Source organism: Aurantiacibacter gilvus (assembly GCF_038289935.1).
Lineage (GTDB): Bacteria > Pseudomonadota > Alphaproteobacteria > Sphingomonadales > Sphingomonadaceae > Alteraurantiacibacter > Alteraurantiacibacter gilvus.
This window is the reverse complement of sequence record NZ_JBBYHV010000002.1, coordinates 830,329-848,500: the sequence shown is the minus strand read 5'-3', so window position 1 is coordinate 848,500 and position 18,172 is coordinate 830,329. Positions and strand designations below refer to the sequence as shown.

General features: G+C 66.0%; 18 protein-coding genes. 8 read left to right on the top strand and 10 right to left on the bottom strand.

The features are described from left to right. Positions 1-24 precede the first annotated feature (24 nt). Together AAEO60_RS14075 and AAEO60_RS14070 are read right to left on the bottom strand one after the other, a co-directional pair. Complete coding sequence (locus AAEO60_RS14075) at positions 25-963, bottom strand: glycine zipper 2TM domain-containing protein (RefSeq protein ID WP_341674340.1); 939 nt, start codon at positions 961-963, stop codon at positions 25-27. 135 nt (positions 964-1,098) lie between these two features. Next, a complete protein-coding gene (locus tag AAEO60_RS14070; protein WP_341674339.1) occupies positions 1,099-1,581 on the bottom strand; it encodes a GAF domain-containing protein in 483 nt (160 codons plus the stop codon). 61 nt (positions 1,582-1,642) lie between these two features. On the opposite strand from AAEO60_RS14070, the gene AAEO60_RS14065 reads away from it, so the two are divergent. After that, positions 1,643-3,103: a PQQ-dependent sugar dehydrogenase gene (locus AAEO60_RS14065; protein ID WP_341674338.1), complete on the top strand. Its 1,461-nt coding sequence runs from the start codon at positions 1,643-1,645 to the stop codon at positions 3,101-3,103. A gap of 3 nt (positions 3,104-3,106) precedes the next feature. On the opposite strand, the gene AAEO60_RS14060 is transcribed toward AAEO60_RS14065, so the two are convergent. Continuing rightward, the gene (locus AAEO60_RS14060) at positions 3,107-3,934 is read right to left on the bottom strand and encodes an ATP-binding protein (RefSeq protein ID WP_341674337.1); all 828 of its coding nucleotides are present in this window, start codon (positions 3,932-3,934) and stop codon (positions 3,107-3,109) included. Positions 3,935-3,960: 26 nt separating this feature from the next. Between AAEO60_RS14060 and AAEO60_RS14055 the strand changes: the two genes are divergently transcribed. Further along, the gene (locus AAEO60_RS14055) at positions 3,961-4,902 is read left to right on the top strand and encodes an L-threonylcarbamoyladenylate synthase (protein ID WP_341674336.1); all 942 of its coding nucleotides are present in this window, start codon (positions 3,961-3,963) and stop codon (positions 4,900-4,902) included. Here AAEO60_RS14055 and AAEO60_RS14050 read toward each other — a convergent pair. The 6 genes from AAEO60_RS14050 to AAEO60_RS14025 all read right to left on the bottom strand — a co-directional run bounded on the left by AAEO60_RS14050 (position 4,899) and on the right by AAEO60_RS14025 (position 10,404). After that, complete coding sequence (locus AAEO60_RS14050) at positions 4,899-5,228, bottom strand: hypothetical protein (protein WP_341674335.1); 330 nt, start codon at positions 5,226-5,228, stop codon at positions 4,899-4,901. The genes AAEO60_RS14055 and AAEO60_RS14050 overlap by 4 nt on opposite strands. A 134-nt stretch (positions 5,229-5,362) precedes the next feature. Next, positions 5,363-6,103, bottom strand: coding sequence for a head GIN domain-containing protein (locus tag AAEO60_RS14045; protein WP_341674334.1), 741 nt, complete (start codon positions 6,101-6,103; stop codon positions 5,363-5,365). Between the two features lie 183 nt (positions 6,104-6,286). Beyond that, positions 6,287-6,820, bottom strand: coding sequence for a CarD family transcriptional regulator (locus AAEO60_RS14040; protein WP_341674333.1), 534 nt, complete (start codon positions 6,818-6,820; stop codon positions 6,287-6,289). Between the two features lie 262 nt (positions 6,821-7,082). After that, entirely contained in the window at positions 7,083-7,421 is a 339-nt protein-coding gene (gene fdxA, locus AAEO60_RS14035) for a ferredoxin FdxA (RefSeq protein WP_341674332.1), read from the bottom strand. A gap of 38 nt (positions 7,422-7,459) precedes the next feature. Continuing rightward, positions 7,460-7,753: a S4 domain-containing protein gene (locus tag AAEO60_RS14030; RefSeq protein WP_341674331.1), complete on the bottom strand. Its 294-nt coding sequence runs from the start codon at positions 7,751-7,753 to the stop codon at positions 7,460-7,462. Beyond that, positions 7,753-10,404 (bottom strand): helicase-related protein, encoded by a 2,652-nt coding sequence (locus AAEO60_RS14025; RefSeq protein WP_423970203.1) that lies wholly within the window; start codon positions 10,402-10,404, stop codon positions 7,753-7,755. The genes AAEO60_RS14030 and AAEO60_RS14025 overlap by 1 nt, the downstream gene beginning before the upstream one ends. 195 nt (positions 10,405-10,599) lie before the next feature. On the opposite strand from AAEO60_RS14025, the gene AAEO60_RS14020 reads away from it, so the two are divergent. From AAEO60_RS14020 to AAEO60_RS13995, 6 genes are read left to right on the top strand one after another with little or no spacing between them, the layout of a single operon-like run. Continuing rightward, on the top strand, positions 10,600-12,216 hold the full coding sequence (locus AAEO60_RS14020) for a M23 family metallopeptidase (protein ID WP_341674330.1): 1,617 nt from the start codon (positions 10,600-10,602) through the stop codon (positions 12,214-12,216). Positions 12,217-12,268: 52 nt separating this feature from the next. Beyond that, on the top strand, positions 12,269-13,264 hold the full coding sequence (gene hemB, locus AAEO60_RS14015; RefSeq protein ID WP_341674329.1) for a porphobilinogen synthase: 996 nt from the start codon (positions 12,269-12,271) through the stop codon (positions 13,262-13,264). Beyond that, positions 13,257-13,832 carry a GNAT family N-acetyltransferase gene (locus tag AAEO60_RS14010; RefSeq protein ID WP_341674328.1) on the top strand — a complete coding sequence of 192 codons (576 nt, stop codon included), beginning with the start codon at positions 13,257-13,259 and terminating at the stop codon, positions 13,830-13,832. Before hemB ends, AAEO60_RS14010 begins: the two co-directional genes overlap by 8 nt. After that, entirely contained in the window at positions 13,829-16,033 is a 2,205-nt protein-coding gene (locus tag AAEO60_RS14005; protein WP_341674327.1) for a spermidine synthase, read from the top strand. The genes AAEO60_RS14010 and AAEO60_RS14005 overlap by 4 nt, the downstream gene beginning before the upstream one ends. Positions 16,034-16,074: 41 nt before the next feature. Next, positions 16,075-16,614 carry a gamma carbonic anhydrase family protein gene (locus AAEO60_RS14000; RefSeq protein WP_341674700.1) on the top strand — a complete coding sequence of 180 codons (540 nt, stop codon included), beginning with the start codon at positions 16,075-16,077 and terminating at the stop codon, positions 16,612-16,614. Beyond that, entirely contained in the window at positions 16,595-16,873 is a 279-nt protein-coding gene (locus AAEO60_RS13995; protein ID WP_341674326.1) for a DUF167 domain-containing protein, read from the top strand. The genes AAEO60_RS14000 and AAEO60_RS13995 overlap by 20 nt, the downstream gene beginning before the upstream one ends. Here the strand turns inward: AAEO60_RS13995 and AAEO60_RS13990 are convergent. Continuing rightward, complete coding sequence (locus AAEO60_RS13990; protein WP_341674325.1) at positions 16,870-18,132, bottom strand: SulP family inorganic anion transporter; 1,263 nt, start codon at positions 18,130-18,132, stop codon at positions 16,870-16,872. The genes AAEO60_RS13995 and AAEO60_RS13990 overlap by 4 nt on opposite strands. Positions 18,133-18,172: the final 40 nt, after the last annotated feature.

Genomic DNA, 18,172 nt, shown 5'->3' with positions numbered 1-18,172 from the left:
ACTTTGGCCCGGGAATTGTGCGGCCTATTCGATCGGCGTGATCTTGCCAGCCGGCTCCGGCTGCGGGCGGGGCGGGATTTCGCGGCGCGCAGGGCGCGGTGCAGGTGCTTCGACCTCGACCCATTCCTCGCGCACAGTGGTGGTGCATTCGGGGCCGTGGCGATGGCCGCGCTGCCCGTGCATCGGGGCGCCAACCATCTGCACCATCATCACCGGCTGCGCCTGGCCATGGAAACCGGCGCCACCACCCATCTCGTAGCGGCGCAGGTAGGCATCGCAGTAGCGTGCGGCGTAGATCTCGTTCGCGCTCGGTCCGTGGCGACCATCGCCGTCGACGGCGTCGCCGATGACTGCGCCAGCAATCCCGCCGACGCCAGCACCGATCACGGTCCCGAGAAGACGGTCTCCACTGCCAGCGATACGATTGCCGGCCACGCCACCGACCACTGCGCCCAACAAGCCACCAACAAGGTCACCATCGCCGCCGCGGTCTTCGTAGTAGCCGTAGTTGCCGCCGCCCATGACGAGGCGGCAGTCAGCGAGCCAGGCTTCGCGTTCGGCGAGGGTATAGCCCAAACGGCCGTCGGGCGAGGCACTCAGCCGATGCGGGTTGCGGTGGTGACCGAGCCCGTAGTGTCTGTCGCGCGCGTGCCAGCCGCGGACCTCGTCCAACTCCAGCACCTGGCCATCGTCGGAGACGAAGCGGCCTTCGCCGATGAACGTACCGAGATAGCGGCCTTCCAGCACTTCGCCGTCCCGCGAGGTGTAGGTGCCGTTCCACATACCGCGCCAGGTCTGGTCGTCCTGCCAGTGGCCCTGCCAGTCACCGTCGTAGGTGCCGTCATGCGTCTCGGCAGTAGCTACCTCGTGCTGGCCCGCATGGTGCCCTTCATGGGCAGCGGCGGGGGTGGCCATGGTTGCAACGGCAACACCGGCGAGGAACAGGGTGGAACGGATCGTCATGGCGGGCAAAATCCTCATGCGGAATCGGGCTTAGACCCAGTTAACCCCGCATTTACCTTGATAATCCGCAGTTTCCCAAGCGTTACACCCGGAATGTCCCGTTACGGGGCAAGAGTCGCCAAAGAAACCTGCAAGTCAGACCCGCATGGCAAGCATGGCGGCAAGGGCCTCGATCCCGGCCTGGTCTTCCATATCGAAGCGCGCGAGGTCCGGGCTGTCGAGGTCGATCACCCCCACGACCTCGCCGTAGCGCTTGATTGGCACGACCAGTTCGGAGCGGCTGGCGGCATCGCAGGCGATATGTCCGGGGAACGCGTGAACGTCCTCTACCAGCTGCGTCTCACCCTTCTGCGCGGCCGCGCCGCAGACACCCACGCCCAGCGGGATACGGATGCAGGCCGGGCGGCCCACGAAAGGCCCCAGCACCAGTTCGCCGTCCACCATGCGGTAGAAGCCGGTCCAGTTGCAGTCGGGGAGGAATTCGCCCAGCAGCGCGGCGACATTGGCCATGTTGGCCACGGCATCCGGCTCGTCCGCGGTGAGCGCATCGGCAGCGGACAGCAGATCACGATAAAGGTCAGCCTTGGGGGCGCCTTCGGCAGGTCGGAAATCGAACATGTCCGCCCACTAGCTGGCAAATCCATTGCCGCAAAGCCGCGTGTCGCCTAATCCTGCCGCCATGCGCATTCTCAAGAAGATCCTCATCGCCCTCCTCGTCATCCTGCTGCTGGGTGCGGCCGTCATCTGGTGGCTGATGCAGGGCGAGCCCGCCACCATCTCGCTGGAAGAGACCACCGGTACCGACCCGACACTGGTCGAGCCCGATCCGCAGATGGTGCCCACGGTGGAAATCGCCGAGCCGATCGGCTGGGCCGATGGCGAGGCACCGATTCCGGGTGAAGGCCTGGAAGTGAACCGCTTTGCCGAGGGGCTGGACCACCCGCGCGTCATCTACACCATGCCCAATGGCGACGTGCTGGTCACCTTGACCCGCGCGCCCAATACCGAGGTGACCGGCGGCTGGCTGACCAATTTCGTCGCCTCGATCCTGTTCAGCGAGGCTGGCTCCGCTGGCGAATCGCCCAACCAGCTGATCCTCCTGCGCGATACCGATGCCGATGGCGTGGCCGACGAGCAGCACGTGCTGCGCGAAGACGATCTCGATTCGCCCTCGGGCATCGCCTGGAACGACGGCAATCTCTACATTGCCAACCACGACGAACTGCTGCGCTTCGACTACGAACTGGGTGCCAATGCCGTGACGGGCGAGCCGGAGAAGCTGGCCGACCTGCCGGCCGCCGGCAACCACTGGATGCGCAACATCGCGCTCTCGCCCAGCGGGGAAAGCCTCTACGTCGCCGTCGGCTCGGCCTCCAACATCGGCGAGGGCGGGATGGAGATCGAGGAAGCCCGCGCGGCGATCCACGAACTCTACCTCGAAACCGGCGTGGCCCGGGCTTTCGGCACCGGCATGCGTAATCCCAACGGCATGGCCTGGAACCCGTGGACCGGCGAGCTGTGGACCACGGTAAACGAGCGCGACATGCTCGGCTCCGACCTGGTGCCCGACTACATGTCCAACGTGCCCATCGGCGTGCACTACGGCTGGCCGTGGTTCTACTACGGCAACCGCATCGACGAGCGGGTGGACGGCGCCTACGGCATCAATCCCGACTATGTCCGCAAGCCCGAATATGCCCTTGGCGCCCACGTGGCCGCGCTGGGCCTCGTCTTCACCGAGGAGGGCACGCGGATGGGTCCGAATTACGGCCCCGGTGCCTTCGTGGCACGGCACGGATCCTGGAACCGCCTGCCGCCGTCGGGCTATGACGTGGTCTTCGTGCGCTTCACCGATCGCGGCAGCCCCGAGGGCATGCCGGTTCCGGTGCTCACCGGCTTCCTGACCGGCGAGGGACAGACCCGTGGCCGCCCGACCTGGGTGGAATGGGACCAGACCGGCGCCCTGCTGGTGAGCGATGACACCGGCAACATCATCTGGCGCGTTACCGCACCGGGTGCCGAGGGTGCCCCGGCGATCGGACGCAACACCGGTGAGCCGTTGCCGCCGCGCCGCGAGCTGATCGGCGATCCGGCCCGCGCGTTCGAGGAAGGCGCGGTCTCCATGGAAGATATTTTCTAACGGCTAGTCGAGCGTCTTGCCGGCGCGTCCTGCCAGTTCGGTGATGAAGTGCCATGCCACGCGGCCCGAGCGTGCACCGCGCCGCTTCGACCATTCGAGCGCCTCGGCCTCATCGAGATCGAGGCCCAATTCCTCGGCATAACCGCGCAATATGGCAAGGTAGTCGTCCTGGCTGGCGTTGTGGAACCCCAGCGACAGCCCGAACCGGTCTGCCAGCGCAAGGTTGTCGTCCACAGCATCGCGCGGGTTGATCGGATCGTCCTGCTCGCTGCCATGGCGCGAAAGGATCGCCCGGCGGTTCGAGGTAACGGCAATGCGCACATTTTCCGGGCGCGCTTCCACTCCGCCATCGAGCCAAGAGCGCAAGTGCCGCGGGGATACCGTGTCCCCTTCGGCAAAGCCGAGGTCGTCGATATAGACGAGGAAATTCCGTTTAATTCCAGATAATTGGTTGAATAGCGCGGGTAGTGACGTCACGGCGTCCGTTGCCACCTGGACCAGGGCGATATTGCCGCCGCTCGCCTGGGCATCGGCCACGGCAGAACGCACCGTCGCCGACTTGCCCATGCCGCGCGCCCCCCACAGCAGCATGTCGTGCGCCGGGTGGCCCGCCGCCATGCGCGCGACATTGGTGGTGACGGCGACCTTCTGCTTGTCGATCCCGCGCAGCAGGCCAAGCGCGGGTGCGTCGATCGCGGATACGCCGCGCGCGCCGTGCCGGTCCCAGACATAGGCGGGAAAGGCGCTCCAGTCCGTGGTTGCGGCCGCGGCGGGCACCAGGCGCTCAAGCGCATCGGCAATGCGGGCGAGGAGTTGGGCTTGGTCTTCCATCGACTTCGTCACTATAGGCGGGCGTAATGAGCGGCAAGCAACACCTCCTGGAACCGGACGATGCAGGAATCGCCAAGGCGGTCGACACCATCCGTGCGGGAGGGCTCGTCGCCATGCCGACCGAAACGGTCTACGGGCTGGCTGCACGGGCGGATAGCGTCAAGGCAGTAGCCGAGATCTACCGCACCAAGGGGCGGCCCGATTTCAACCCGCTGATCGTCCACGTCGCCTCGCTCGACATGGCCCGCGAACTGGCGGTGTTCGACCAGGTCGCGGAGGACCTGGCCGCGCGTTACTGGCCCGGGCCGCTCACACTGGTGCTGCCCCTGCGCAAGGGCGCGCCAATTGCCCCTGCTGTTACTGCCGGACTGCCGACCATCGCCTTGCGCCAGCCCGCACATCCGCTTGCCTCGCGGCTGCTGGCCGAATTGCAGCTGCCCGTCGCCGCGCCGTCCGCCAATCGCAGTGGCGCGCTCAGCCCGACGCGGCCCGAGCACGTGCTGCAAAGCTTCGGCGAGGCGAGTCCATTGGTGCTCGACGGCGGCGCCTGCGATGCGGGGCTCGAATCAACGATCATCGCCGTGCGCCCCGAAGGCGGGTGGAAGCTGCTGCGTCCGGGCCCCATCACCGGGGAGGAGTTGTCTGACATGCTCGGCCCGGAAGCGGAGTCGCGCGGCGCGACTATCGAATCTCCGGGGCAGCTGGCGGCGCACTATTCGCCCGGCAAGCCGGTGCACCTGCACCGTCGCGAGCCGGTGCCCGGCAGCTACATGATCGGCTTTGGCGCCATACCGGGCGACGTGAACCTCTCACCCACAGGCGACAAGGCCGAGGCAGCCGCGCGGCTTTACGAATGCCTGCACTTGGCGGCAGCTTCGGACAAGGCGGAGATTTCGGTGGCGGAGATCGACCCCGAAGGGCTGGGCCGCGCCATCAATGACCGACTGGTGCGCGCGGCGGCGGGCTAGTCCTCCGGTTCTACCGGGATGCCTGCCCGCAATTCGTCCATCTCCGCCCGCATGGCAACGGCTTCACGGCAAGCTTCGTTGTCGCCGTCGAGGCAGTCTTCCTGCAGTTCCTGGTAGTCTTCGGACAGTTCGCCCAACCGTTCCTCGCGGCGGCGGATCTCGCGGCCGCGTTCGCGGTCAGCCTCGTCCTGGCTGGTCGTGGCCCAATCCGCGGCTTGTCCCGCCGCACGCACCGGTGCGGTCGCAACGTTGACCAGAGTTCGTGCCACGCAGCCGCTCAGGGTCAGGGCAGCTAGCGGGATGACAAGGTGGGAAGTTCGAAGCATTGCGGGCCCAGGATAGCGGAACTTCCGCCATCATGGACCCGCAAGTTTCGGCTGGCAATGCAGCCCTGTCGGCGCTGTGGGGGAGACCGGGGGCAAGGCCTCCTCTTCCCTGGCCCCCGATCAAACCGTGCCGTTTATTCGCCGCTGTCGCAGACCAAGGTGCCCGAACCCATCGATTCGACCGAGCAATTGGCCGACCCGCTGACGCGCACCGTTCCCGAACCCATGACCTGGGCTTCGACTGCGCCATCCGACGCGAATTCGGCGCTGCCCGAACCGGCGATGGTCACGTCCGCATTGTCGACCTGCAGGTCGGCCATGTTGGCATTGCCGCTGCCCAGGACATTGAGATCGAGCGTGCCGACCGTGCCCGAAGCCGTCAGCGTGCCGCTCCCGGCGATGGTTACGTCGAGGCTGTCCGCCGCCACGCCCGTCGCCGTGGCCGAACCGGTGCCGGCGATGGTCACGTCGGCATCGCTGCTGAGGCCGTCGGTGGTCAGTGAGCCCGAACCGGCGATCACGATAGTGTTGGGCGGCGGCATGGTGACATTGATGGTGGCCCCATCGCCGACCGACCAGTCGCCTTCGCGCATTACGGCAAAGGTGCCGTCTTCGAGCGAGAAGCGCATGTTATCCTGCGCTTCCTGCGAACCTTCGACATCGACGGAGAAATCTTCTCCCGTGGTGATGACCACGGTGTCAGGGCCTGCCAGCACGATGCCTTCCGGCGCATCGCCGCTCATGTCGAGTTCGGACAGCGGCACGCCGTCACCTTCGTTGACACGGACATCGACGCCATCGCAGGCGGACAGCCCCACCAAGGCCACGGCGGCGAAGGCTCCAGCGGCCTTTCCAATAATCTTGCCCAAACGCATTCCCACTTCTCCTGTCTTTGCGTGTTATCTTACTAATACACAGGAAGTGGAGTGCAAGCAAAGCCGTTGGTCGAAGTGATTCGGCAATTGGCAGAGGCGGTTGCCGGGGCAAAGGAAAGGGGCCGCTCGCACCTGGCGAACAGCCCCTGGAACCTTGTCAGACCTCTTCGGACCCCGTTGGGATCAGGCGTCTTCGGTGTTCTCGTAGTACTGCGGAGCATGTTCCTTCAGCACGTCGAGGATCTTGGTGAGCGCGGTCGGCTCGTCGGTCTTTTCCATGGCAGCCAGCTCACGGGCGAGACGCGACGAAGCGGCCTCGAAGATCTGGCGTTCGGAATAGGACTGTTCCGGCTGGTCTTCCGGACGGAACAGGTCGCGCGTCACTTCGGCGATCGACACCAGGTCGCCCGAGTTGATCTTCGCTTCGTATTCCTGTGCGCGGCGGCTCCACATGGTGCGCTTGACCTTGGGCTTGCCCTTCAGCGTTTCCATGGCCTCCTTAAGGGTCTTGTCGCTCGACAGCTTGCGCATGCCGATCGATTCGACCTTGTTGACCGGGACGCGCAGCGTCATGCGTTCCTTCTCGAAGCGGAGCACGTAAAGCTCCAGCTGCATACCGGCGATTTCCTCGTTCTGCAGCTCGATCACACGGCCAACGCCGTGCTTGGGGTAAACAACGTAATCACCAACATCAAAACCGGGCGCATTCGCAGCCATGGACATTCCTTTCTTCAGCGGCCCCACAGCGAAAGGCTCCTCTACGCCGCAAGAATTAGCGGCGTACATGGAGTGCCAATACTGTTGCTAAAAGCGGGGACCTGCCTTCCTATCCGCCTGCTTTCCCCCAAAGGGACCAGCAGTTGCGGTAAGTATATAACACAATCGGGACATAATTGCGAGTCCTGCAACACACACGAAATGCGCCGCCGGACTCGTGTCCGGCAGCGGTGCATTTCAGGCTCGAATTGTAGCGGTTCGACTAGTCGCCTTCGCCGGGTTCGGCGGAGAAGAACTTCTCGTACTTGCCGTCTTCGCCCTTGTGTTCGTCGGCGTCGGCAGGCGGGTCTTTCTTCTCGGTAATGTTCGGCCATTCGGCGGAGAACTTGGTATTGATCTCCAGCCACTTCTCCAGCCCGCCTTCGGTATCCGGCAGGATCGCTTCGGCCGGGCATTCAGGCTCGCACACGCCGCAGTCGATGCACTCGCTGGGGTTGATGACGAGCATGTTCTCGCCCTCGTAGAAGCAGTCGACCGGGCAGACCTCGACGCAGTCGGTATATTTGCATTTGATGCAGGCGTCGGTGACGACATAGGTCATGGTAGCAATTGTCCTTCAAACTCGCCCGGCTGCGGGCGTTACGGCGACCCTGCTATGGCGATAGAACGCGAGGCGTCAAGATCACGATAGCAAGCCCGGGCCTCGGCTGGCGGACCTCGGCGCTCGGGTAAAGCAAGGATTTCTATCACCCGGACAGCCCGCGCCGAAGACAGGAGCGGGGGGAGTGTGAGCACGTCGCCAACTTCCACGGCGTGATTCGCAGCAGTGACGCGCTGGCCGTTGCAGCGCATGTGCGCTTCGCCGATCCACCGCTGGGCGACCCTGCGACTCCTGGCGAATCGCAAGCGCACCAGCAGCAGGTCGAGCCGCATCAGTCCTTCTTGAGCAGGTCAGCCAGGCCGGCGAAGGCCTGTCCGCCATCGCCGGTCGGCTCACGCCGACGGGGTGGCGGTTTGCCGCGATTGTCCTGTTGCTTGCCCTGAACCTTGCCCTGGGGCTTGCCTTGTTGCTTGCCCCTCGGCTTGCCCTTGTGCTGGCGCGCAGGCAGCCGTTCGCCGTGGCCGAAGTCCTTGCGCGGGGCGCGCCATGTCCACAGCACAGGGCGCGGCGGGCCGTACATGCCTTCGGCCAGCTCCTGCGCCTGACCCGGACGGAACCCTGCGTCCTTCATCAGGCTGCGATAGCTTTCGGGCAGCAGGCCCATCGAGGTCGGCAAGGCCAGGTCGATCGGGAAACCGCGCTGGTCCCTTTTCTGGTCAGCGCTCTGCGATGCCTTGGCGCGCTGTTCGTGCGCGGCGCGGAACAGCTTTTCCGCCATGTCGATGCGGATCGCCTGCTTGCCAGCGCGGCGGTAGCCTGCCGGAACGTGCTGGGCGCCTTCGATCACGGCAGCCATGTTTTCCTGCAAGGACCGGTTGTCGAGCCCCAACCGCTTCAGCAGCGCACGCGGTGCGGGCTTGAGCAGGGCGGACACGAAGACGTCGAGCGAGCCGATGGTGACGCCAAGCCGCCGCAGGAAGGGGCGCTTTTCCTTGGGAACATGCGCGAGGCCGGCATCCTCGCGGCGCGTGGTGCCGTTGCGATCGGCGAGGGTCAGCAGCAAGGCGCGCACTTCGGTGCCGGCTTCGGGATCGAGCGCCGCCTCTTCCAGCGCGCGCAGCGGGGCGAGCGGGGCGAGCTGGCCTTCGAGCCAGTGCTCCAGCGCTCCTTCCAGCCGTGAGCGGTGCGCGGGATCCAGCTGGCCCAACTCCTTCGCCATGACCAGCCGCGGGCGGCTGGGGCTCTTGCCCTTTTCCAGCGTGCCGACAAGCTGGTCGCCGCGCAGGATCTGCCCGCGCTCGATCCGCAGGTCTCCCAGTTCGTCGGCCACCAGCTTCTGCGCCTTGGCTGCCAGCAAGGCCGCCATGTGCTTTTCGGCAGCGGCAAGCATCAGCTTGCGCTCTTCCGAACTCGCATCGGCGTCCACCACGAAGCGGAATCCCTCGAGATGGCCGATCGGCTGGTCTTCCACCATCACCCTGCCATCGTCTTCAAGCTTTACGCGCAAGAGGCCTGCATCCTTTCCCATTCCCTTCATCAATACAGAGGTTCGCCGGTTCACGAAACGCTCGGTCAGCCGCTGGTGCAAGGCGTCGGAGAGCTTTGCTTCGGCTGCCCGCGCTCTGGCGGCCATTTCGTCGCGTGCCAAGACCCAGTCGGGCCGCTGGCAGATATAGGCCCATGAGCGGATCGCGGCGAGACGGCCCTGGAGGGTGTCGATATCGCCTGACACATTGCCCAGTTCGCCAATGCGCGCGGCAACAAAGTCCGCGCCGATGTGTCCGCCCTGCAGGTCGGCCCACAGGCGGGCCACGAAGCGGGCGTGGGCATCCGCGCCTTGCTGGCGGAAATCGGGCAGCTGGCAGGCCTCCCAGAAGCGTCGCACGAGGCCGGGCGAGGTGAGGCCGGCGGCGATCTGCGGGTTTTCCGCCAGCCGCTTGAGCACGGCAAGGTCGATGGCTTCGGGCGCGGGCACCAGCCCTTCGACCTGCGGTTTCGCCTCGAGATCGCCGATCAGCACTTCGAGCCGGTCGAAACGCGGATCGGGTTCGCGCCAGAACAGCCTGGTGACAGGCGCGAACCGGTGGTTCTCGATGGCATAGACCTCGTCCTCGCTCATTTCGAGCGGGGCGCCGCGCCGGTTGCCGGACAGGGTGCCGAAGCTGCCATCGGTCTGGTGCCGCCCGGCGCGTCCGGCGATCTGGCCCATCTCCGCCGGAGTCAGCCGCCGCTGTTTCAACCCGTCGAATTTCGACAGCGCGGCGAAGGCGACGTGGCGCACGTCGAGGTTGAGGCCCATGCCGATGGCATCCGTGGCGACAATATAGTCAACCTCGCCAGATTGGAACAATTCGACCTGCCGGTTTCGCGTATCCGGTGAAAGCGCCCCCATGACCACGGCGGCGCCGCCACGGAAGCGGCGCAGCAGTTCGGCCATCTGGTAAACCTGCTCCACCGAGAAGGCGACGACGGCGGAGCGCGGCGGCAGGCGCGAAAGCTTGGTGCTGCCGGCATATGTCAGGGTGGAAAATCGCGGACGCTCTTCCACGTGGGCTTCGGGCACCAGCTGCCGCACCATCGGCTCCAGCGTGCCGGATCCCAGCAGCATCGTCTCTTCCCGCCCGCGCGCATGCAGCAGGCGGTCGGTGAAGATATGGCCGCGCTCGCGGTCCGCGCCCAATTGTGCTTCGTCCAAAGCCACGAAGGCCTTGCCGCCCCCGTCGCGCGGCATCGCCTCCGCAGTGCAGAGGAAATAGCGCGCGTTCGGGGGTTCGATCCGCTCTTCGCCGGTGATCAGCGCGACCTGGTTCTCACCCTTGATGCGGCAGACCTTGTCGTAGACCTCGCGCGCCAGCAGGCGCAGCGGAAAGCCGATCACGCCGCTCGAATGGCCGCACATGCGCTCGATGGCGAGATGGGTCTTGCCGGTATTGGTCGGCCCCAGGACCGCGCGAATCCGGCTGTCTGCAGGAGGTCGATTCACGATGCCCCAGACATGGCGACATAGAGCGGTATGCGCAACCGGACTCGCTTCGGCGCTCCAGCGACTCGACTCATCGCCGTTAATTGCAAATTTACTTTATTGCGGCACGCTTTGTGACAATTACTCGGAGCCAGGACCGGGTCGTACCGCAGTCCAGACGGAAAGCGGAGTTGCGCGGCCGCAAGGAGGGCGCGTTTGTACAAGGATCGCGACAGCGAGGATGCCAAGACGGCGGAGGGCAACTACCCTCCCGCTGACCTGTCGCATGCGCATGTCGTGACCGATGCCCAGACCACCCCTGCCAAACGCAAGCGGCGCAGCTCCAGCCTCGGCGAAAGCCTGGGCAACTGGCGTTCGCGCATGTCGGCCAGGCTGGAAGACGTAGACCTGGCGCCGGACCTCGCCCGCGATATCGGCTCGAAGCGCTGGCTGCGCGGAGCGGCTACCTTGCTGGGCCTGTCCGCCATCGCGCTGGCCGGCTGGCCGGGCTTCTCTGCCGTGGAAGCCGCACCCGCGATGCGGATCGACGACCGCGTCCGCGACGAATTCCGCAGCCAGATGATCATGCCGCTCGCGTTGGGCGGCGACAGTGGACGCCGCATGGGCGCTACGCTGGCGGTGCAGCCGCTGGCCAGCGCTCCCGAACGTCCGCGGATCGACCTCGTGGCGACGCTGGCCCAAGGTGACGGCTTCGACCGCATGCTGCGCCGCGCTGGCGTGAGCCAGGACGAAGCCCTGCAAATCGCTTCCATGGTGGGCGATGCGATCCCGCTGGCTGATATCGAACCCGGCACGCAGGTAGACATTACCCTTGGCCGCCGCGCCGGACCCGATGCACCGCGCCCGGTCGATGCCATGTCGTTCCGTGCCCGCTTCGACCTGCAACTCGCGGTCGAACGTCGCGGTGACCAGCTCGTGCTCGATCCGCGCCCGATCAATGTCGATTCAACCCCCTTGCGTATCCGCGGTACGGTGGGCGACAGTCTCTATCGTTCCGCCCGCGCAGCCGGAGCCCCGGCCGGTGCCGTGCAGGAGTTCCTGCGCACCATCGGGGCGGAGATGGACGTAAACCGCGAGATCGGTGCCAATGACCAGTTCGACCTGATCGTCGAATATCGCCGTGCCGCCACTGGCGAAGTGGAGGTGGGCGACCTCCTCTATGCCTCGATCATCCGTGACGAGCGCCCGCGCAAGCAGCTGATGCGTTTTGGCCGAGAGGGCCGCTTCTACGATGCGGCAGGCGAAGGCGTGCAGACCGAAGGCCTGATGGCTCCGGTCCCGGGCGTGATCCTTTCGCGCTACGGCATGCGCCGTCACCCGGTGCTGGGCTATCGCCGCATGCATTCGGGTCTCGATTACCGCGCCCGCACCGGAACGCCGATCGTGGCTGTCGCCGATGGCCGGGTCAGCAGTGCCGGGCGTGCCGGCGGCTGCGGCAATGCCGTACGGCTCAACCATGCTGCCGGCCTTTCGACCCGCTATTGCCACATGAGCCGGATGGCCGTGCGCACGGGGGACCAGGTCCGCCGCGGTCAGATCATCGGCTATGCCGGGGCCACCGGCCTCGTGACCGGTCCGCACCTGCACTACGAGATGTATCGCAATGGCCAGGCAATCGACCCCGCCTCGGTACGTTACGTCAACCGTGCGCAGCTGACCGGGCAGGAACTGGCCAGTTTCCGCGAACAGCTGGTGCGACTGCAACTGGTTGAACCTGGCGCAGCCCTGGCAGACCTGCCACCCGATCCGAGCCAGTCCGAAGAGCCGGTGCGCGAGATCGACCGCATCGAGAATCGCCAGCGCGTCAGCTAGGGCGCTTGAACCGATTGCCCACCTGCGGCTTTTCCGGCAGGAGTCCCGCCCGATGACCTGCAGCTATCCCAACACCCGCCTTCGCCGCACGCGCACCCACGGCTGGAGCCGTGCCATGCACCGCGAAACCGTGCTGACGCCGGCTGACCTGATCTGGCCCCTGTTCATCACCGATGGAAAGGGCGTCGAAGAACCCGTCGCCAGCCTCCCCGGCGTATCGCGCTGGTCTGTCGACGGCATAGCCAAGCGCGCGAAAGAGGCGGTCGACCTCGGCATTCCCTGCATAGCGCTGTTTCCCAACACCCAGGCGGGCCTGCGCAGCGACAAGGGAGACGAGGCGCTCAACCCCGACAACCTGATGTGCCGCGCGATCCGCGCCGTGCGCGATGCCTGCGGCAACGACGTGGGTATCCTGACCGACGTCGCGCTCGATCCCTATACCAGCCACGGGCAGGACGGGCTGGTCGACGAGGCCGGCTATGTCGTGAACGACGATACCGTGGCCGTGCTGGTCGACCAGGCTATCAACCAGGCGGAGGCCGGCGCCGATATCGTCGCCCCGTCCGACATGATGGACGGACGCGTGAAGGCAATCCGCATGGCGCTGGAAATGGGCGGGCATCACAATGTCCAGATCATGGCCTATGCGGCCAAGTACGCGAGCGCCTTCTACGGTCCGTTCCGCGACGCCGTGGGCTCGGGCGGACTGCTGAAAGGCGACAAGAAGACCTACCAGATGGATCCGGCCAATGGCGACGAAGCGCTGGCAGAGATCGCCATGGACATTGCCGAGGGTGCGGATTCGGTAATGGTGAAGCCGGGCCTTGCCTATCTCGACATCATCTGGCGCGCGAAGCAGCAATTCGGCGTGCCGGTTTTCGCCTACCAGGTCAGCGGCGAATATGCCCTCATCGAAGCGGGTGCGGCCGCCGGGGTGGGTGACCGCGACGGGCTGCTGATGGAAAAGCTGGTGGCCTTCAAGCGCGCGGGCTGTTCGGGCGTGCTGACCTACCATGCCCCGGTGGCGGCGCGATTGCTGAATGGCTGACTTTCGTCGTGAGACGGAACGGCTGGTCCTGCGCGACTGGCGCGATGGCGATTGGGAGGCGCAATGGCGCGTCACCAACACGCCGACGGTCATGCGCTGGCTGGGCGGCGTGCTCGATGACGAAGGGATCGCCAAGCAGATCGCCCGGGTGGAGACCTGCCAGGCGAACAACGGCTTCTGCTTCTGGGTGGTCGAGCGCAAGGACGACGGCGGCCATCTCTCGGGCGAGATGCTCGGCATGTGCGGCCTCAAGCGCGCCGATGCTCCCGGCAGTAGCGTAACCGGCACGATGGAGATCGGCTGGCGCATGCGTGAAGAGGCCTGGGGGCACGGCTACGCGAAGGAAGCCGCCATGGCTGCCATGGAACTGGGCTTTACCCGTTTCGGGGCGGACCAGATCGTTGCGCTGACCGTCCAGGGGAATGAACCAAGCTGGGGCCTGATGCTGCGCCTCGGCATGACCCGGCGCCAGGATCTCGACTACGAAGACACCCGCTATTCGGCGGAGCTTAATCCCACCATCGTATACGCGATCGCGAAGGACGAATGGGAGCAGCAGGCACAATGACCGTAACACCGGGCGCACCACGCCGCTGGCTGTTCACGCTGACCATCCTCGCGGGCAGCTTCCTGCTGTTCCTGGTGCAGCCCATGGTCGCGCGCATGGCCCTGCCGCAGCTTGGCGGTGCGCCCAACGTCTGGAACAGCGCCATGCTGGTCTACCAGGCCCTGTTGCTGGGCGGTTACGCCTATGCCCACGTGATCGGGCGCTTCTCGCTGCTGAAGCAGGGGATCATTCACCTGGGGGTACTGGGACTTGGTGCGCTGACCTTGCCCCTCGCGCTGGCTGAAATTGCCCCGGCGACGTCCGGATACGAGGCACTGTGGGTGCCATGGCTGTTCCTGCTGACGGTTGGTCCGGCCTTTTTCGCCGTTTCCGCCCAGGCACCGCTGGTGCAGCGCTGGTTCGCCGCGCACCCGCATGCCGGCAATCCCTATCCGCTCTACGCCGCCAGCAATCTCGGCAGTTTTGCTGGCCTGCTGACCTATCCGCTGATCGCCGAACCGTTGCTGCCGCTGGGCGAGCAATCGTTGTTCTGGGCCTTCGGCTATGTCGCGCTGATCGTGCTGGTGGCTGTCGCCGTGTTCAGCCGCCGCGGCGTGGCCGATATTCCGCGTCCGGCACCGGAGGAGGACGATCACGCGCCTGCTACCGGGTGGAAGACCATTGGCCTGTGGCTGGCGCTGTCTGCCGTACCGTCCGGTCTGATGCTGTCGACCACGACCTTCCTCACCACTGACATCATGGCCATACCCCTGCTGTGGGTGATCCCGCTGGGGCTCTACCTGCTCAGCTTCTCCATTGCCTTTGCCGAGAGCCGGGCGATTGCGGCCGTCTTCGTCTTCCTCGCGCCGGTGATCCTGCTGCTCGACGGCGGGCTGTCGATGTTCGCGGCAGACCGGTCGGACCTGCTGGCCGCCTTCGCCAGCGTTATCCTGCTGTTCGTCACCGCCGTTGCCCTGCACGCGCGGCTCTACGACCTGCGGCCGCACCCGTCGCAGCTGACGCGGTTCTACCTCGTCATGTCAGCGGGCGGCGCGCTGGGCGGGCTGTTCACCGCGCTGGTGGCACCGGTGGTGTTCGACTGGACCTGGGAGCACCCGCTGCTCATCCTTGCGGCGGCCGCGCTCGTCCCTCTCGGTCCGTGGCAGCACCTGTTGGCGCGTTTCAGCAAGAACCCCCAGACCACGCGGACCGTGCTGATCGTCAGCGTCTTCGTACTCTTCAACGCCGCCATGCTGCTGTACGACGACGTGCGCGGCAAGGCATCGCTCGAACCGCTCGAGTGGCTGGCGCTGGGCGGCATCCTGCTGGTCGCCGTGCTGATGGCAGCGCGGCGCTGGTCCTACACGCTGGCCACGCTCGCGCTACTGGTGGCGCTCGGCGGGCTGACCAACGTGAAGATGAGCCTCGAAGGCATGCGCGAGCGCAGCTATTTCGGCATCTATTCGGTGCGCGAGCAGTCCGATGGCGACAAGGTGCTGATGCACGGCACCACCATCCACGGCATCCAGCGCACGGGCGAGAACCACCTCGAACCCACGGCTTACTACGGCCGTGCTTCAGGGGTGGGCCTGGCGCTCGCCACGGCGGGCGACCAGTTCGGCTCCGGTGCGCGGATCGGCGTTGTCGGCCTGGGTGTGGGCACGCTCGCCTGTTACCACCAGCCCGGCCAGCACTGGACCTTCTTCGAGATCGACCCGGTCGTGCTGTCCTACTCGCGCGACGGCCAGTTCACCTTCATCGAGCAATGCGCGCCCGATGCGGACATGGTGATCGGCGACGCGCGGATCGAATTGCAGCAGCTGCCTGCCGACAGCTTCGACGTGCTGGTGATCGACGCCTTCTCCTCCGACGCCATCCCGCTGCACCTGCTGACGACCGAGGCGCTGGAGATCTACCAGCAGGCGCTCGCGCGCGAAGGCGTGCTGCTGATGCATATCTCCAACCGCTACATCAAGCTGGAGCCGATGATCGCGCGGCTGGTGGAGGCGCGCGGCCTGCAGGCCATGGTACTGGAAGACCCCGCGGACGAGGCAGAGGAACTCTATTCCTCCAGCTGGGTCGCCCTTGCGGAAACGCGCGCACCGCTGGATACCCTGTCCGCCACGGCCGACTGGCGCCTGCTGGTGGAACCCGAAGGCGAAGTCTGGACCGACGACTACGCCTCGATCCTGCCTTACCTCGTGTGGGAGAATTTCCTGTGAGCTTCGACGGCATCGACCCGCGCTTCCCCGGTGCGACCATCATGCCCTTCGCGGGCAAGGCGCCGCAGATCCACGAAAGCGCCTTCATCGCCCCCGGTGCGCGGATCATCGGCGATGTCACGATCGGGCCGGACGCCAGCGTCTGGTACAATTGCGTATTGCGCGGCGACATCCACCGCATCGTGGTGGGCGCGCGCAGCAATGTGCAGGATGGTTCGGTCTTCCATGTCGAGGGCCCGCGGCCCGATACCGAGGGCGAACCGACCATCATCGGTGAAGACTGCGTGATCGGCCACATGGCCGTGGTCCACGGCTGCCAGCTGGAAGACCGCGCCTTCGTGGGCATGGGTGCTGTCGCCATGGACGGTGCGCGCATTGCCGAGGGCGGCATGCTGGGAGCGGGCGCACTGCTCAGTCCCGGCAAGCAAATCGGCCCCGGCGAGATCTGGATCGGCCGCCCGGCCAAATACTACCGCACGCAGGACGAGGCGCAGATCGCGAAGATCAAGTTCCAGACCGACCGCTATTGCCAGCTCGCCAAGCGCCACCTGGCGCAAATCCATGGCACGCCCGAAGACTGACCTGCCGGATGCGGCTGCCGTCCGCGCGCTGGTCGATGGCGAGGGACGGTTGGCAGTGCGCGTCACGCCCGGAGCAAAGACCGAAGGCCTGGTGATCGAACAGGGCCGCCTGCTCGCCAAGGTGCGGGCCAAGCCGCAGGACGGCGCGGCCAACAAGGCGGTTGCCGGATTGATCGCGAAAGCTCTCGGGTGTGCACCTTCCAAGGTCGAATTGTCGCGCGGCGCAACTTCGCGCGAGAAGCAGTTCCGCGTCAGCTAGCGTTTGGGTTCGTCCCATTCAGGCGGCTTGCGCGAGCTTTCGCGAAGTCGCAGCGCCAGGCCGAGGGCAACCCCTACGCCAATCGCCACGGTAAGGTCTGCCACCACGGTCAGAACCAGGGTGAGCACCAGCAGGCCACGCTCTTCCACGGGGGAGCGCCAGTAGTCTGCCCACTTGTGCGGTTCGGTCATGTTCCATGCGGTTAGGATCAGCAGCGCGGCGAGCGCCGGCATGGCCATGTATCCGGCCAACGGTGCAGCCAGAAGCAGGACCAGGAGGATCGCCAGGGCGTGGACAATGCCGGCAACCGGCGTTCGCCCCCCGGCGCTGACATTCGTGGCGGTGCGCGCGATGGCACCCGTCGCCGGAAGCCCGCCAAACAGCGCCGAGCCGATATTCGCACACCCCTGGGCCAGAACCTCGGCATTGGGGCGATGCTGTCCCTCGATCATGCGATCGGCGACCATGGCGGAGAGCAGCGATTCGATGGCGGCGAGGAAAGCGATCACCAGCGCGCTGGGCAGCAGTTCGACCATGCGGTCCACGGTTATCGCAGGCAGGCTGGGTGCGGGAAGGCCGCGCGGCAGCTCGCCGTAGCGCGATGCGATGGTGTCGGTATCGAAGCCGAACAGCGCGATTGCGGCCGAAACCAGCGCCACGGCGATAATCGGGCCGGGCACACGGGCCGACAGGCGCCTCAGCGCGACAATCAGCACCAGCGCCGCCAGCCCCACACCGAAGGCGGTGACATCGAGGGTGTCTCGCGCTGCCCACAGCACGGCAACCTTGTCGAGGAAATCCGCCGGGACGCTGTCGACACCCAGGCCAAGGAAGTCCTTCAGCTGGCTGGCGCCGATGATAACGCCGATACCGATGGTAAAGCCGTTGACGACAGCCTGCGGGACGTAGGCGACCAGGCTTCCGGCGCGAAGCAGGGCGGCGACCAGCAGGATTCCCCCGGCCATCAGGGTTGCCAGCACCAGGCCATCATAGCCGTGTTCGACGATCACCGAATAGACGACCACGATGAAGGCGCCAGTCGGCCCGCCGATCTGCACCCGGCTGCCGCCAAGCGCAGATATCAGCAGGCCGCCGACAATCGCGGTGATAAGCCCGGTTTCAGGTGCCGCGCCCGAGGCGATGGCGATCGCTATGCTCAGCGGGATCGCCACCATGGCCACGGTCACCCCGGCAAGCGCATCGGAGGCGAACTGCGGTGCGGAATAGTCCTGCAGCGTGGTCAGCAGTTTGGGTTTCATTGCGGGCGGGCCATGTCACGGGTGGCCGGGCGACGAGCCA

Excerpts from the sequence above, each read along its gene's own strand:
- AAEO60_RS14075 (WP_341674340.1), bottom strand. The coding sequence starts at position 963 with ATGACGATCCGTTCCACCCTGTTCCTCGCCGGTGTTGCCGTTGCAACC.
- AAEO60_RS14070 (WP_341674339.1), bottom strand. The coding sequence starts at position 1,581 with ATGTTCGATTTCCGACCTGCCGAAGGCGCCCCCAAGGCTGACCTTTAT.
- AAEO60_RS14065 (WP_341674338.1), top strand. The coding sequence starts at position 1,643 with ATGCGCATTCTCAAGAAGATCCTCATCGCCCTCCTCGTCATCCTGCTG.
- AAEO60_RS14060 (WP_341674337.1), bottom strand. The coding sequence starts at position 3,934 with ATGGAAGACCAAGCCCAACTCCTCGCCCGCATTGCCGATGCGCTTGAG.
- AAEO60_RS14055 (WP_341674336.1), top strand. The coding sequence starts at position 3,961 with ATGAGCGGCAAGCAACACCTCCTGGAACCGGACGATGCAGGAATCGCC.
- AAEO60_RS14050 (WP_341674335.1), bottom strand. The coding sequence starts at position 5,228 with ATGCTTCGAACTTCCCACCTTGTCATCCCGCTAGCTGCCCTGACCCTG.
- AAEO60_RS14045 (WP_341674334.1), bottom strand. The coding sequence starts at position 6,103 with ATGCGTTTGGGCAAGATTATTGGAAAGGCCGCTGGAGCCTTCGCCGCC.
- AAEO60_RS14040 (WP_341674333.1), bottom strand. The coding sequence starts at position 6,820 with ATGGCTGCGAATGCGCCCGGTTTTGATGTTGGTGATTACGTTGTTTAC.
- fdxA (WP_341674332.1), bottom strand. The coding sequence starts at position 7,421 with ATGACCTATGTCGTCACCGACGCCTGCATCAAATGCAAATATACCGAC.
- AAEO60_RS14030 (WP_341674331.1), bottom strand. The coding sequence starts at position 7,753 with ATGCGGCTCGACCTGCTGCTGGTGCGCTTGCGATTCGCCAGGAGTCGC.
- hemB (WP_341674329.1), top strand. The coding sequence starts at position 12,269 with ATGACCTGCAGCTATCCCAACACCCGCCTTCGCCGCACGCGCACCCAC.
- AAEO60_RS14010 (WP_341674328.1), top strand. The coding sequence starts at position 13,257 with ATGGCTGACTTTCGTCGTGAGACGGAACGGCTGGTCCTGCGCGACTGG.
- AAEO60_RS14005 (WP_341674327.1), top strand. The coding sequence starts at position 13,829 with ATGACCGTAACACCGGGCGCACCACGCCGCTGGCTGTTCACGCTGACC.
- AAEO60_RS14000 (WP_341674700.1), top strand. The coding sequence starts at position 16,075 with ATGCCCTTCGCGGGCAAGGCGCCGCAGATCCACGAAAGCGCCTTCATC.
- AAEO60_RS13995 (WP_341674326.1), top strand. The coding sequence starts at position 16,595 with ATGGCACGCCCGAAGACTGACCTGCCGGATGCGGCTGCCGTCCGCGCG.
- AAEO60_RS13990 (WP_341674325.1), bottom strand. The coding sequence starts at position 18,132 with ATGAAACCCAAACTGCTGACCACGCTGCAGGACTATTCCGCACCGCAG.